This is a genomic window from Kosakonia sp., assembly GCF_032052965.1.
Classification (GTDB): domain Bacteria; phylum Pseudomonadota; class Gammaproteobacteria; order Enterobacterales; family Enterobacteriaceae; genus Kosakonia.
The window spans coordinates 51,501-66,848 of record NZ_DAMBVN010000020.1; the positions used below are offsets into that span (position 1 = coordinate 51,501).

A 15,348-nucleotide genomic window follows, 5' to 3' on the forward strand; every position below is an offset into this window, starting at 1 on the left:
CGATGCCTGAGTTGATCGAACGCTATCAGGGTTGCCTTCTTGGGCTCGCCGCTGGCGATGCCGTGGGCACCACGGTGGAGTTCAGCCCGAAAGACTCTTTCCCACCTGTCAGCGATATGGTGGGCGGCGGCCCGTTTCATTTACAGGCAGGGCAATGGACAGACGATACCTCGATGGCGCTGTGTCTGGCTGAGAGCCTGCTTTCTTGCCACGGTTTTGATGCCAAAGATCAGATGAACCGTTATCTGAACTGGTGGAAGTGGGGTTATTTAAGCTCAACGGGTCACTGCTTTGACATCGGCATGACCGTGGCGGGCGCGCTGCAAAAATTCGCCAATGATGGCGAACCGTTTGCCGGTTCCAGCGATCCGCGAACCGCGGGTAACGGCTCGCTGATGCGTCTTGCTCCTGTGGTGTTGTGGTATTACCCGGATGTGACGCAAGCGCTGGAGTATGCCGAAGCCTCCTCACGCACCACGCATGCCGCGCCGGAAGCTGTCGCCAGTTGCCGCCTTTTTGCTCAAATGTTGATAAATGCGCTGAACGGAAAAAACAAGCACGACATAGTGACGGCTATTCCGCAGTTACCGGAGCCCGAAAAACTTCGCCACATTGCAGAAGGTCGCTATCTGCAAAAATCACGGGCGGACATCTTCGGCACTGGCTACTGCGTCCAGAGCCTGGAAGCCGCGCTGTGGTGTTTCATGCAGGGTCATGATTTTGAAGAGACGATCCTGCTGGCCACTAACCTTGGCGATGATGCAGATACCACTGCCGCCATTGTCGGCCAGCTTGCTGGTGCTTATTACGGCGTGAAGGGCATCCCGCAACCGTGGCGTGAGAAGCTGTGGCAGTGCGAAGATATTGAAAGCATGGCCTCCAGGATGCTGGAGAAAGCCTGAAACAAAAACCCCCTCAGCAACGAGGGGGTTCTTTTTAGCGATAACGCGTGAGTCTTTATTCCTTTGGGTCTTTCCCGGCCAGCAACTTATCCAGCTCGTCACCACCCACGTGACGGAAATCCTGTCCCTTCACGAAGTAGAAAATGTATTCGCAAATATTCTGGCAACGGTCGCCGATACGCTCGATAGATCGGGCGCAGAACAGCGCAGTCAGAACACTGGGAATAGTACGGGAATCTTCCATCATATAGGTCATTAACTGACGCACGATGCCTTCGTATTCCTGATCCACTTTTTTATCTTCGCGGTAAATGCGCACGGCTTCGTCCAGATCCATGCGGGCGAATGCATCCAGCACATCATGCAGCATCTGCACGGTGTGGCGACCCAGCGACTCCAGGCTCACCAGCAGTGGCTGGTGCTGTTGAGAAAATTTCTCCAGCGCCGTACGGCAAATTTTATCCGCCACGTCGCCAATACGTTCCAGCTCGGCAATGGTCTTGATAATGGCCATCACCAGACGCAAATCGCTCGCTGTCGGCTGGCGTTTAGCAATGATACGCACACAGGCTTCATCGATGGCGACTTCCATCATATTCACCTGTTTGTCGCCTTCAACAACGCGCTTTGCCAGCTCGCTGTCCTGGTTGTGCATGGCGGTGATCGCATCAGAAAGCTGCTGCTCCACCATCCCACCCATGGTCATTACCTGAGTGCGAATGCTTTCCAGCTCAGCGTTGAACTGCCCGGAAATATGTTTATTAAGGTTGAGGTTGTCCATGGTTCAACTCCAAATGCCCGACAAAATTCTCGTGAATACAAGGTTGCTTAAACCTTTGCGGCTCGGGCATATCAACCGTAGCGCCCGGTAATGTAGTCTTCGGTTTGTTTCTTTTTCGGCTTGGTGAACAGATCATCCGTATTGCTAAACTCAATCAGTTCACCGAGGTACATAAATGCCGTGTGATCGGAACAACGCGCAGCCTGCTGCATGTTGTGGGTAACGATAACCACGGTGTAATCCTGTTTCAGTTCAGTGATCAGTTCTTCAATACGACCGGTTGAAATCGGGTCAAGTGCCGAACACGGCTCATCCAACAACAGCACTTCCGGGCGGATAGCGATCCCACGAGCAATACACAGGCGCTGCTGCTGACCACCGGAGAGAGAGTAGCCGCTCTGATGAAGTTTATCCTTGGTTTCATTCCATAATGCGGCCTTGGTCAAAGCCCATTGCACACGTTCGTCCATATCGGCACGGGAGAGCTTTTCAAACAGACGCACACCAAAAGCGATGTTGTCGTAAATCGACATCGGGAACGGCGTCGGCTTCTGGAAAACCATGCCGACTTTCGCACGCAACAGCGCGATATCCTGCGTATTGGTGAGAATGTTGTCACCATCCAGCAGGATCTCGCCTTCGGCGCGCTGTTCCGGATAGAGTTCGAACATTTTATTGAAAGTACGCAGCAGCGTTGATTTACCACAGCCTGAAGGCCCGATAAACGCCGTCACCTGATTTTTGGCAATATCCAGGCTGATGTTTTTCAGTGCATGGAATTTGCCGTAATAGAAGTTCAAATCACGAACCTGAATTTTGCCCGGCGTCGTCTCAACCATACTCATTTATTTCGTTCCTCAACTCGACGCCGCTGTCGCCGCGTCGCAAAAATTAACCGTGTTTACTCTTCGCGAAAATCACGCGCGCCAGAATATTCAGCAACAGTACACAGAGTGTAATAATCAGAACCCCGGCCCAGGCCAGCTGTTGCCATTCGGCAAACGGGCTCATGGCAAATTTGAAAATCGTCACCGGCAAGTTCGCAATAGGCTGCATCATATCGGTGCTCCAGAACTGGTTAGAGAGTGCCGTAAACAGCAGCGGGGCAGTTTCACCTGCAATACGCGCAACCGCCAGCAGTACACCAGTCATGATCCCCGAGACAGAGGCTTTCAGGGTAATAGAGGCAATCATCTTCCACTTCGGGGTGCCCAGCGCATACGCCGCTTCACGCAGACTGTCCGGCACCAGTTTCAGCATGTTTTCCGTGGTACGGATAACAATCGGCACCTGCAACAGCGCCAGCGCAATCACGCCAGCCCAGCCGGAGAAGTGCTGCATCTGCGCGACCACAATGGTGTAGACGAACAGGCCAACCACAATCGACGGTGCGGAAAGCAGAATATCATTGATAAAGCGGATCACTTCCGCCAGTAGAGACTTACGGCCATACTCCGCCAGATAAATCCCCGCCAGAATGCCCAGCGGTGTACCGATAACCGTCGCCCAAAGGATCAGCAGACCACTGCCCGCCAGCGCATTCGCCAGCCCGCCCCCAGCCGTATTCGGCGGCGGTGTCATTTCGGTGAACAGTGCCAAAGACATGCCGTCGAAACCCCGTGAGACGGTAGACAGCAGGATCCACACCAGCCAGAACAAGCCAAATGCCATGGTCGCCATCGACAATGTCAATGCAATCCGGTTTTTCAGACGGCGACGCGCCTGCATTTTACGACGTGATTCGGCCAGCTCTGCCGTGCTTTGCATTTCAAGCGTAGCCATCAGCGTGCCCCCTCATTTTTTGCCAGACGCAGGATCATCACTTTCGAGATGGCCAGCACAATAAAGGTGATCACGAACAGGATCAGGCCCAGCTCCATCAGTGCCGCTACATGCAATCCAGATTCGGCTTCGGCAAACTCATTCGCCAGCGCGGAGGTAATGCTGTTGCCCGGCATAAACAGCGAAGCGCTGTCGAGCTGATAGGTGTTACCGATGATAAAGGTCACCGCCATGGTTTCACCCAGTGCGCGGCCAAGCCCCAGCATAACGCCGCCTATGACCCCGTTTTTGGTGAACGGCAACACGATGCGCCATATCACTTCCCACGTGGTGCAGCCAATGCCGTAAGCCGACTCTTTCATCATCACCGGCGTTTGTTCAAAGACATCGCGCATCACTGCCGCAATGTACGGAATAATCATAATAGCGAGGATCACCCCGGCCGCCAGAATGCCAATACCAAACGCCGGGCCTTCAAACAGCGCCCCCACAAATGGAATATTGGAGAGCACATTGCCCACCGGCTCCTGGAAATAGGTGGCGAACAGCGGAGCGAAGATAAACAGGCCCCACATGCCATAAACGATACTTGGAATGGCCGCCAGCAGTTCAATGGCGATACCCAGCGGACGTTTCAGCCAGTTCGGCGCCAGCTCAGTCAGAAACAGGGCAATACCAAAACTAACAGGAACCGCGATCAGCAGGGCGATAACTGAGGTCACGATGGTGCCGTAAATCGGTACCAGCGCACCATAGATATCGTTCGGCGCATCCCACTCTTTGGTCCATAAAAACGCGAAACCAAACTTCTGTATGCTTGGCCAGGCGGAAAAAATCAGAGAAACGATAATGCCACTGAGCAGCAATAGCACAATCAGCGCAGCCAGTCTTACCAGTGCGCTGAAGATCATGTCGCCTTTTTTACCCGGTGGGTTAAATGCCGGCTTGGTTGCAGCCATAAATTACTCTTTAGTTTAACGTCTTACGAATTCGCCCGTCGGCGCGTGTGCACGCTTACGGGCCTACAGAGAATCTGTAAGGCGAGTGGTGTAAGCGCCACCCGCCATATTCTTCAAAAATCTGCTATTAGTACAGTGCCTTACCGCTGCTGTCTTTCACGTTGGCTTTCCATGCAGCGCGAACCTGGGTTACTACGCTTTCCGGCAGGGTGGCATAGTCGAGTTCATTCGCTTGTTTGCCGCCGTTTTTGTACGCCCAGTCGAAGAATTTCAGGACTTCAGCGCCTTGTTCCGGTTTAGCCTGCTCTTTATGTACCAGGATGAAAGTGGTAGAGGTGATTGGCCACACATCTGCGCCTTTCTGGTTCGTCAGATCCTGAGCAAAAGATTTGCTCCAGTCGATATCTTTCGCCGCGTTAGAGAAGCTAGTCTCCGTCGGGCTTACCGCTTTACCATCAGCGGACATCAGTTTGGTGTAGGTCAGGTTGTTTTGCTTAGCATAAGCATATTCAACATAACCAATGGAACCCGGCAGACGTTGTACAAATGCCGCAATACCGTCGTTACCTTTACCACCCAGGCCGGTCGGCCAGTTAACCGTAGAGCCGGAACCCACTTTTGATTTCCACTCTTCGTTCACTTTCGCCAGGTAGTTGGTGAACACGAAAGAGGTACCGGAACCATCGGCACGACGAACGACAGCAATGTTCTGTGAAGGCAGTTTCAGGCCTGGGTTGAGTTTCGCAATGGCTGCGTCATCCCATTTTTTGATATTGCCCAGGTAGATATCACCCAGCGTTTTACCGTCCAGCACCAGCTCACCGGATTTGATGCCCGGAACGTTGATAGCCAGTACAATCCCACCGATAACGGTCGGGAACTGGAACAGACCTTCCTGAGCCAGTTTATCGTCAGCCAGCGGAGCATCAGAGGCACCGAAATCCACTGTTTTAGCGGTAATTTGTTTCACGCCACCGGAAGAACCGATACCCTGGTAGTTAATCTTGTTACCGGTTTCTTTTTGATAGGTATCCGCCCATTTGGCATACACCGGCGCCGGGAAAGTTGCACCCGCACCTGTCAGGCTTGCAGCTGCGCTGGCGGCGAAAGCGCTCAGAGAAAAGGTCGCGGCGACAACAGTTGCGACAGTGGTACGCATAACGTTCATAATGTCTCCTGCAAGGGTCGTAAATCGTTGTTTGAGTTGCTACTCGGAGCAAAATAGGACACTTTGATGACAGTTATATGCAATGAATGTTACTGTTTAATGACAACGGAAAAATATCGTCACCAGCTCATTTAAAAATTAATAAAATCAATAAATTAAACAGCACCTACCACAGCATTATTACCGAAATATTTTGTTTTTATGACATTCAAAAAATAGTTGAAAATCAGAATTTGTCATAAGGCATTTGTCGAACTAAAACCGCTTTTTTTGCCTCCTGCAATCCCTTTCCTGTGGATTTTGCCATCATCCACCGCCGATTTTTAGTGCATCAAGACTACCGGGAAGAGGTAGCAGACAAGACCCTATGTTTCGTATTTATATAGCGGTGATGTGGCCCCCTTTTTGACGCAAAATTTTGAATATTAAGGAGTGAGAATGATCAAATCAGTAACTGTCGCTATCGGGCTGCTTACGTTTTTGCCTGCAACATATGGACATGCCGCCGGCAAAGCGGTTTATCTGAACACGAACGGTAATGAATCAAACTCTGTCGCCATTTTTGGGACCAGAGACAGCGCGGGTAACGAAACCATCGGCCCCTCGTCCGAATTGAGAGTCAGCAAACTGAGAGATATTCAGGAAGATGCGCCGAAGCAGAAAAGAGACATCGAAGAGATGAAAAAAATGCTGTCGGACATTACACGCGACAACCAGAAACTGGAAAAGCGAAATGATGAATTAAGCCGCAACGTTGATGAATTAGCGCGCAGCGTCCGATCGCTGGAAAGTAAGCTTGACGATCTCAGCCGTAAAATTAAATAAGCCAGATGAGGCTGCCGAAGAGTAGCCTCGCTTCCTTTAGCAGCTAACTTCCCGGCATCTGCTGTTTATCAAAAACAAACAGAATGTGTTGATCATCAAGGTACTTTATATCCACTTTATTGCCTTTCTGTATCTTTGCGGCATTAAAGGCGGAAATCGTCTCTTTTCCTTCTACAGACCTCGGCGTTTCACCCTCGTTGAGCGCCAGCCGGTATTTTATATTAATCGTGCCGTTATCGTTTGAACTGATATAACTGACATCTTCAACCGTAGCCTGCATCTCCCGGCCCAGTGTCTGGATTTTATGATCGCGATTAAAGAGATACACGATGTAAGCCACCATGCCGACAATAAATATCACGGAAAAAATAATCGTAACTTTCATGCTTTCAATCCCTTACATAAACATCGTGATACCATGCACCGAGGCCATAACCTGGCCGTATTGCATCATGGCATTGGTAAACGCCACCCGACCTTCGCTGGACGCCAAATCAAACGCCGATTTGTCGAACTTCAAATTGGTTAACCCCACCTTACTTATGGCCGTGGCGGTAAATGACGCGCCTTCTGTCACCACCTTGAGCGCAGTGAAATCAAAAGAAAACAATGACACCGTTTCTTTATGATCTTTGTATTCAAGCGCATGTGGTGTTTTGATATGCACCTTTTCATCACTTTGGATGGTAATTAATTTTGGCGAGGAGATTGTCGCCCCCTGCGCGATTTTCTGCGTCCACGATCCTTCAATGGTCGTGACCTGATTTCCCTGCAGGGTTTGTGTCAGGTTCTGCGAGATATGCTCTGCACGATCGCCAGTGATAAACGCCTTTACGCCATTATCAAAGGTATAGCTCACCAGGCCAGTAGCGTGCTGCGACAGTGTGCCATCAATATCTTCACTATGATTGCCTTTTACGGTAATGGTTTCTCCGCCGCTGGTGACGTTCAGGATACGGCCATTGGCGATAGTCGTTTCTTCGCCATTTCCCACAGTGCGCGTCTCTTTATCGTCGACGTCTGTGGTGCGGGTAGCGTGATATTTGAAATCCGCCTTTTTGGTTATTTCATCCTTTAATTCGCCTTGCACCGTCAGGCTACGGTTACCGTCAACGGTGATCATCTGGTCATTTTCGACCGTGACGTTCATGTCCTTTTCGGCGTGCAAATCGATACGTTCAGCACCGAGTTTATCTTCAAACAACAGGTAACTGGCATTGTCGCAGTTGCCGGTTTTTGAGCGTGTCATGAAGCCCATCACCGTTGCTGCGGCGGGCAGCGTCCAGGGCGGCATATTAGCCTCGTTATAAACGCGCCCGGTGACGATGGGGCGATCGGGATCGCCATTAATAAAATCAATCACCACTTCATCGCCAACACGCGGGATCTGCACACCACCAAACCCCTGGCCAGCCCACGCACTGGATACGCGCACCCAGCAGGAACTGTTTTCATCACTGCTTCCCAGCCGGTCCCAGTGAAACTTTACCTTCACGCGCCCGTATTTATCCGTCCAGATGGTTTCCCCTGCAGGCCCCACGACGCGAGCAGTTTGCGGGCCATATGTCCGTGGCCATGCTGTTTTTTGCTCAGGTCTGTACACCAGCGAGGCGGGGATCACACTGAAGCTTATCAGCCTTGAACTGTCACCTTCATCGCCGCTGGCGTAGCGGTTCTCTTCAATCTGAAGCCAGGTTTTTGTTACCAGATAATCGCCATTATCTTGCGAAAAAGGGGCATGGATCAGCTGGAACGTATGGCCGGGCGCAATCCCGATGGCGGTAGCGGTACCGGTTGTCTGCTGGTGATCAACCTGCCAGCGCTCCTGCTTGATACGGGCGTAATATTCGCCATCGCTCTGCTCCACAAAACGGCCAGGCCACTCATAGACATCAATGCGCCCAGGTGAAGGTGATGCCGGATTCTGCCGCGCCTGAAAGAGCCAGGCGTTGGGCTTGCGAAAGTCGTAATCTTCCGTGCTGAAAATGCCCGGGGTCACGCGATCTTCCATAGACCATTGACTGATGCCTTCATAATCCGCCACGCCGCCAGCCGGCGTCTGAATATAAGGTATGACGTCATAACCCGCCGCAATGGGGAAAACGGAACCAGAATCCGCCAGCACCAGCGTATGGCTCTCCGCTTCGTGGCGAAAGTACCAGCTAATCCCTTCCAGCTCCATTAGTCTGCGAATAAAATCCAGGCTACTTTCCTGATATTGCACGCAATATTCCCAAATCCGATAACTTTCTGCGAGTTGGTTATCCACTTTAACGTGGTGTTCCGACAGCATGGTCTGGACAATTTGCGGAACCGTCTGCGCCTGAAAAATGCGCATATTACGCTCCAGTCGCATTGGCCAGAGATCGGGCTCAACGGTCAGTTGATAAGCCGCATATCGCGTTCCGGCAAGCTCTATTGATGAAACGGCCACACTTGTCGCCTTACCATTAATAAAGCGTGTTGCATTCGCTCCCTGCGCGGGGATCTCAACGCTGACGGACTTTCCAAGGATCTGGCTACGATCAATGCGCGCGTCTTCGCCAAGCAACGTAAGCGCGTATTCAAACGGCTCGCACAGGGATTCGCTGCCGGCCATTTTCCAGAAAAGCAGATCGGGAGCGGCCGCCACGCTGGCGGTAATACAGGTAATCATGCGTACTCCCCGGGTAAAATTATGAGCAGGAGAAGCCGAGATTCCCCCAGGGCACGGTCAGGTCGACGGAGTACATGTGTTGGGCTTAACATAAAAAAAATCCGGTATGCTTTTTTCAGGAGCATGACCGGATTTGTTTACATTACGGTTAAAAAAGCGGCCACAAAGGCCGCAGAACCGTATTATCGGATTATTCTACTGTCACCGATTTCGCCAGGTTACGCGGCTGGTCAACGTCAGTGCCTTTGATCAGCGCGACGTGGTAGGCCAGCAATTGCAGCGGCACGGTATAGAAGATAGGAGCAATTGTCTCTTCAACATGCGGCATCTCAATGATGTGCAGATTGTCGCTACTGCTAAAACCGGCATCCTGATCGGCAAAGACATACAGTACGCCGCCACGGGCGCGAACCTCTTCGATATTGGACTTCAGTTTTTCCAGCAGTTCGTTGTTTGGCGCTACCACGATCACTGGCATATCAGCGTCGATCAAGGCCAGCGGGCCGTGTTTCAGCTCACCAGCAGCGTAAGCTTCCGCATGAATGTAGGAGATCTCTTTCAGTTTCAATGCGCCTTCCAGCGCAATCGGATACTGATCGCCACGGCCGAGGAACAGCGCGTGATGTTTATCAGAGAAGTCCTCGGCCAGCGCTTCAATGCGCTTATCCTGCGACAGCATTTGCTCAATGCGGCTCGGCAGCGCCTGCAGACCGTGAACGATGTCATGCTCAATAGACGCATCCTGTCCTTTCAGACGGCTCAGCTTCGCCACCAGCATCAATAACACCGTTAACTGCGTGGTGAACGCTTTGGTTGAGGCGACACCGATTTCAGTACCGGCATTGGTCATCATGGCCAAATCGGATTCGCGCACCAGTGATGACCCAGGTACGTTGCAAATCGCCAGCGACCCCAGATACCCAAGCTCTTTTGACAGACGCAGCGCCGCCAGCGTATCGGCGGTTTCACCGGACTGGGAGAGCGTGATCATCAGACTGTTACGGCGTACCGCAGATTTACGATAACGGAACTCAGAGGCAATTTCGACATCACAGGGTACGCCCGCCAGAGCTTCGAACCAGTAGCGTGAAACCATACCTGAGTTATAGGAAGTGCCGCAGGCAACAATTTGAATATGTTCAACTTTGGACAACAGCTCGTTCGCTTTAGGCCCCAGTTCGCTCAGATCCACTTCACCGTGGCTGATGCGGCCGGTCAGCGTGTTTTTGATGGCGTTCGGCTGTTCATAGATCTCTTTTTGCATGTAATGGCGGTAAATGCCTTTATCACCCGCGTCGTATTGCAAATTGGATTCAATATCCGGGCGTTTAACTTGCGCGCCAGATTTATCAAATACGGTAACAGAACGGCGGGTCACTTCGGCGATATCGCCCTCTTCGAGGAAAATAAAGCGGCGGGTGACCGGCAGTAATGCCAGCTGATCAGAGGCGATAAAGTTTTCGCCCATACCCAGACCGATAACCAGCGGGCTACCGGAGCGGGCCGCCAGCAGCGTGCCCGGATCGCGAGTATCCATAATCACCGTGCCGTATGCGCCACGCAGTTGGGGAATGGTGCGCAGTACGGCTTCGCGCAGCGTACCGCCCTGCTCCAGCTCCCAGTGAACCAGGTGCGCAATGACTTCGGTGTCTGTTTCAGAAACAAACACATAACCGCGCGTCTGCAGCATTTCACGCAATGGCTCGTGGTTTTCAATGATGCCGTTATGCACCACAACAATATGGTCAGAAACATGGGGATGCGCATTGCCTTCGGAAGGCTCACCGTGCGTAGCCCAACGTGTATGGGCGATACCGGTTCCTCCATGCAACGGGTGTTCTTCCGCTGCCTGAGAGAGCATCTGAACTTTACCCAGGCGGCGCAGGCGGGTCATATGCCCTTCTGCATCAACCACTGCCAGACCGGCAGAGTCGTATCCACGGTATTCCAGACGACGTAAACCTTCGAGAAGGATTTCTGCAACATCACGCTGCGCGACTGCGCCAACAATTCCACACATATTTTAAGATTCCGATTTTGGCATTATGCCTTGTGTTGTCGCCAACCTGTTTACACGAAGTATTCCGTGTTGTATCCGTTTCCGGACGCCCCGAGCCTTGTAGAGAGTGGGGTTATTTTTATAGGTACTGCTTTGCGGGCGGAGGAATTATCTTTCCCCTCAACCCTGAAAAGAGGGCCGGATGGCATAAGGCTTATCCGGCCTGAAGCGAGACATTATTTTTTCTTCACCGGGCGGCGCCAGCCCGCTTTTTGCACCTGCGGTACACGGCTTATCACCAGTTCATTTTCGCCGACGTTGCGCGTTACTGTCGTGCCGGCAGCAATGGTTGCGCCTTTTGCCACCGTGACCGGAGCGACCAGCTGGCTATCGGAGCCGACGAAAACATCATCGCCAATTACGGTCTTGTGCTTGTTGGCGCCATCATAGTTGCAGGTGATAGTACCCGCGCCGATATTCACGTTATCGCCAATTTCTGCATCGCCAAGATAGGTCAGATGGCCTGCTTTAGAGCCTTTCCCCAGGCGCGCTTTTTTCATTTCGACAAAATTGCCGACATGCGCGCCAGTCAGCAGTTCCGCGCCGGGACGTAAACGCGCAAACGGGCCAATGGTGCAGGCCGTCTCCAGACGGGCATCTTCAACCACACTGTACGGACTGATTTCGCAGTCATCGCCAATGTCACTGTTTTTAATGATGCAGCCCGCGCCAATTTTAACGCGGTTGCCCAGCCTGACGTGGCCTTCAATAATCACGTTAGCATCAATCTCAATGTCCCGCCCGTGCTCCAGCACGCCGCGCAGGTCAAAGCGGGACGGATCGCGCAGCATCACGCCCGCCAGCAGCAGCCGCTCAGCTTGTTCAGACTGGTAAGCGCGCTCCAGACGCGACAATTGCAGACGGTTATTCACCCCTTCCACTTCACTCAGGCGCTGCGGATGAACCGCCATAATTTCACGCCCTTCGTGGTAAGCGACGCTGATGATGTCGGTGATGTAGTATTCACCCTGTGCATTATTGTTGGTAAGAGTGCCGAGCCAGCGCTTCAGATCGGCACCATTGGCGACCAGAATACCGGTATTGATTTCCTGAATCTGCCGTTGCGCGTCAGTGGCATCTTTTTGCTCAACAATGCCGGTGATAACCCCCTTTTCGCGGGTAATACGCCCATAACCGGTTGGATCATCCAGTTTTACCGTCAGTAAACCGATGCCACCTTGCGGTTTCGCGTCGCTCAGGCGCTGCAGCGTTTCAACCGAAATCAGCGGTACGTCGCCGTAAAGCATGAGAATGTCTTCATCATCCGCGAAGAACGGTGCGGCCTGCTGCATGGCATGACCCGTGCCCAGCTGTTCAGCTTGCAGGACCCAGTTGAGTTTATTGTCCTGTAACGCGTCTTTAAGCAGATCGCCGCCATGACCATAAACCAGATGAACGTTATTTGCGCCAAGATTTGTAGCAGCATCAATGACATGCTGGACCATCGACTTCCCTGCAAGGGTATGCAGCACTTTTGGAAGATCGGAATACATGCGTGTGCCTTTGCCCGCGGCAAGGATCACCACACTCATTTTTGTGTTCAACATACGCGTCCTGACTGTCATTTGAGTGAGAAGTTAAACTCTTTCACGTTGAAAATTCTACATATTTTGTAGCATGAAATGGGATGCTGTTGAAATGTGCAACATCCACCATTACGGCACATTTGAGGGCTATTTTAGCGGCAGAGTAAATGTGTTTGACACTGAAAATCAGCCCCTTTCGACATCGTCGCTAATTTATACAAAGAGTTAGCTGTTTTTTTTCACCCTGAATAAAGATTACGCAAAAACAAAACAGTGTTTCGATCATCAAAGAGTGTGACGCACAAAAAAGAAACAGTGTTTCATCTTGATGATAATGGCGGGCAATCATTAATCAGGAGAATAAAATGAATTATAAAATACCTCTGGCTTTAACGCTTTGCAGTGCCCTTATTCCCGCTTCTGCACTGGCTGCATCCGCGCCTGTGTGGAAAGCCATTGCCTTTGGGCAGTCGACCGACCTCAATTTTTCCTCCAACGTATTGCCTGAAAAAATCGGCACTAACAATGTCACCATAGACGGAAAAACCCTCACCGAAGCGGACACCACCACGCTTTCCCGCCCTGTAACAATTGAAAGCCGGGGTGGGAAGATTGCCAACGCCCACGATGGCCTGACCTTCTTCTATACCCCATTGTCCGGCAATGAGAATTTTGTCTTACAGGCGACGATCACCGTTGAACAATTTGGCCCGGAGAATAGCGCCAACCCCGCCGCACAAGAAGGTGCCGGGCTGATGGTGCGTGATATTCTCGGCAACCCGCGACAGCAACCGCTCAAAGAGGGATATGAAGAGTTTCCTGCAGCCTCGAACATGGTGATGAATGCGATCATGACGCAGGATAAAAAGGATCACTTTCGCGTGAAGATGCAAGCAATTTCTCGTGAAGGAATCAGTAAACCCTGGGGCAATGCCGGCGCAACCATTACCAAACAAACGTACCGGGAAGAGGTGGATCTGCGTCAGACGCCGACCTTCAAACTCAAACTGGAGCGCACTAATGACGGTTTTATCAGCGCCTGGGCGCCACTGGGTAGTGATCAGTGGGTGAGCAAAAAAATCCCCCACGCCGATTTGATTTCCGTTCAGAACAAAACCAGTTATTACGTCGGTTTCTTTGCTTCGCGTAATGCGAAAATTGTGGTGACTGATGCTTCGCTTACCACCAGCAAAGCGCAAACCGTCGCTTCTCCTTCCTGGCAGGCACAACCGTTGCCCCTTATCGTTCAAATGGCCTCGCCCGCGCGGAGTATCAGCGAAAAATATACCGTACAGGCACGTGCCAATTACGATGGCCTGTTTAATGTGCGGCAAAACGAAGTGGTGATCGGTAATGATAAAGCGGTAAAAGCAGGAGAGATGTATTCATTGCCTGCAACCCTTGCCACGGACAGCACCTTTGTTGTGACCTTTACTCCTACCAATGCCGACAAGATTGCCCCCGTTACGCAGACGATCCACGTAGAAAGAGTGGCGGCGACAACCGCCACAACACTTCATGTTGCAGTGGACGGGAAAGCGGACGGAGAAGGAACAACGTCATCACCCATGGATCTGGCGACCGCCGTTACCCTGTTGCCGCCAGGGGGTACGCTCGCCTTGAAAGCCGGAGATTACCCGCAATCACAGATTCCGTTAACCGCCAGCGGCCTGAAGGGCAAGCCTAAGACGTTACAAGCCGAGGGAAAAGTGGTGATCCATGGGCTATTAGTAGATGCCAACTACTGGCATATCAAAGGTATAGAAGTAACGGATAAAAGTCTGCGCATCCAGGGGAGCCACAATCTGGTCGAAAAAGTGGTCGCCTGGCGTAATGACGACACCGGGATCCAGATTTCATCACCTGAAAAAATCGGCCGCCCCTTATGGGCGAGTTACAACCGCGTCATCGACTCAGAGTCCTGGGGAAATGAAGATCCCGGGAAAATTAATGCAGATGGTTTTGCGGTCAAAATGCGCGTTGGCGAGGGAAACAGGCTGGAGCGCTGCTACTCTCATGACAATATAGATGATGGTTTCGATCTGTTTAATAAAATTGAAGATGGCGGCAATGGTGTTGTAGTTATCGAGAATTCCATTGCCAGCAATAACACCAGCAACGGCTTCAAGCTCGGGGGAGAAGGGCAGCCTGTCGCGCACCAGGTGCGTAACAGTAAGGCTTTGGGCAATCATCTGGACGGTTTTACCGATAACTTTAACCCAGGTAAGCTGGTGGTTGAAAATAACATCGCTTTAGATAATCAACGATTTAACTTCATTTTCCGCCCTAGTCCTTATGGCAATGCGTCTACACAAGGAGTCTTTAAGGGCAATGTTTCTGTACGCAGTCAGCCGGGGAAATATGATGATGCGGTGGTGGGGAATATTGACGCGACGAATTACTTTATCGTCAACGGCAAGAGTGTGAATTCGTTACAGCAGGAACTGGACAGTAAAAAAGTGCTGGCAGAGTTGAAGATGTAGCAGATGGCGCTCGCTTATCACACAACGGTAAGCGCGGCGCCACTCAGCATATCAGCATTAATGATTGAACGTACCGAAAGAGATGTTCATGTTGCTGAAGAGAGCGATGATTTTGTTGATCAGTTTCATAATGGTTTCCTAGTTTACCGGAGATAATTTTCTGTGATGAACTTCACAAAAAGAAGTCTACGCCTCATTATTTAACCG

Annotated in this window: 12 protein-coding genes; 3 read left to right on the top strand and 9 right to left on the bottom strand. The window is 51.5% G+C overall.

Annotation, left to right across the window (positions count from 1 at the left end; translation table 11 throughout):
• Positions 1–2: 2 nt before the first annotated feature.
• Positions 3–902 (top strand): ADP-ribosylglycohydrolase family protein, encoded by a 900-nt coding sequence (locus RTX30_RS19290; protein WP_312691779.1) that lies wholly within the window; start codon positions 3–5, stop codon positions 900–902.
• 55 nt (positions 903–957) lie between these two features.
• Here RTX30_RS19290 and phoU read toward each other — a convergent pair whose 3' ends face one another.
• From phoU to pstS, 5 genes are all read right to left on the bottom strand, one after another.
• Positions 958–1,683: a phosphate signaling complex protein PhoU gene (gene phoU / locus RTX30_RS19295; protein WP_017458061.1), complete on the bottom strand. Its 726-nt coding sequence runs from the start codon at positions 1,681–1,683 to the stop codon at positions 958–960.
• 71 nt (positions 1,684–1,754) lie between these two features.
• A complete protein-coding gene (gene pstB, locus RTX30_RS19300) occupies positions 1,755–2,528 on the bottom strand; it encodes a phosphate ABC transporter ATP-binding protein PstB (protein WP_312691780.1) in 774 nt (257 codons plus the stop codon).
• Positions 2,529–2,574: 46 nt separating this feature from the next.
• On the bottom strand, positions 2,575–3,465 hold the full coding sequence (gene pstA, locus RTX30_RS19305) for a phosphate ABC transporter permease PstA (RefSeq protein WP_312691781.1): 891 nt from the start codon (positions 3,463–3,465) through the stop codon (positions 2,575–2,577).
• Positions 3,465–4,424 (bottom strand): phosphate ABC transporter permease PstC, encoded by a 960-nt coding sequence (pstC, locus tag RTX30_RS19310; RefSeq protein WP_312691782.1) that lies wholly within the window; start codon positions 4,422–4,424, stop codon positions 3,465–3,467. The genes pstA and pstC overlap by 1 nt, the downstream gene beginning before the upstream one ends.
• Before the next feature lie 127 nt (positions 4,425–4,551).
• Entirely contained in the window at positions 4,552–5,592 is a 1,041-nt protein-coding gene (gene pstS, locus RTX30_RS19315) for a phosphate ABC transporter substrate-binding protein PstS (protein ID WP_312691783.1), read from the bottom strand.
• 438 nt (positions 5,593–6,030) lie between these two features.
• Here pstS and RTX30_RS19320 point away from each other — a divergent pair, with 438 nt between their 5' ends.
• Positions 6,031–6,417 (top strand): hypothetical protein, encoded by a 387-nt coding sequence (locus tag RTX30_RS19320; RefSeq protein WP_312691784.1) that lies wholly within the window; start codon positions 6,031–6,033, stop codon positions 6,415–6,417.
• A gap of 43 nt (positions 6,418–6,460) precedes the next feature.
• On the opposite strand, the gene RTX30_RS19325 is transcribed toward RTX30_RS19320, so the two are convergent.
• From RTX30_RS19325 to glmU, 4 genes are all read right to left on the bottom strand, one after another.
• Positions 6,461–6,802, bottom strand: coding sequence for a hypothetical protein (locus RTX30_RS19325; protein ID WP_312691785.1), 342 nt, complete (start codon positions 6,800–6,802; stop codon positions 6,461–6,463).
• A 12-nt stretch (positions 6,803–6,814) separates the two neighbouring features.
• Positions 6,815–9,073 (bottom strand): type VI secretion system tip protein TssI/VgrG, encoded by a 2,259-nt coding sequence (locus tag RTX30_RS19330; RefSeq protein WP_312691786.1) that lies wholly within the window; start codon positions 9,071–9,073, stop codon positions 6,815–6,817.
• Positions 9,074–9,263: 190 nt separating this feature from the next.
• Complete coding sequence (glmS, locus tag RTX30_RS19335) at positions 9,264–11,093, bottom strand: glutamine--fructose-6-phosphate transaminase (isomerizing) (protein WP_312691787.1); 1,830 nt, start codon at positions 11,091–11,093, stop codon at positions 9,264–9,266.
• Between the two features lie 215 nt (positions 11,094–11,308).
• On the bottom strand, positions 11,309–12,679 hold the full coding sequence (gene glmU / locus RTX30_RS19340; protein WP_312691789.1) for a bifunctional UDP-N-acetylglucosamine diphosphorylase/glucosamine-1-phosphate N-acetyltransferase GlmU: 1,371 nt from the start codon (positions 12,677–12,679) through the stop codon (positions 11,309–11,311).
• Positions 12,680–13,023: 344 nt separating this feature from the next.
• Between glmU and RTX30_RS19345 the strand changes: the two genes are divergently transcribed.
• Positions 13,024–15,141 (top strand): right-handed parallel beta-helix repeat-containing protein, encoded by a 2,118-nt coding sequence (locus tag RTX30_RS19345; RefSeq protein WP_312691791.1) that lies wholly within the window; start codon positions 13,024–13,026, stop codon positions 15,139–15,141.
• Positions 15,142–15,348: the final 207 nt, after the last annotated feature.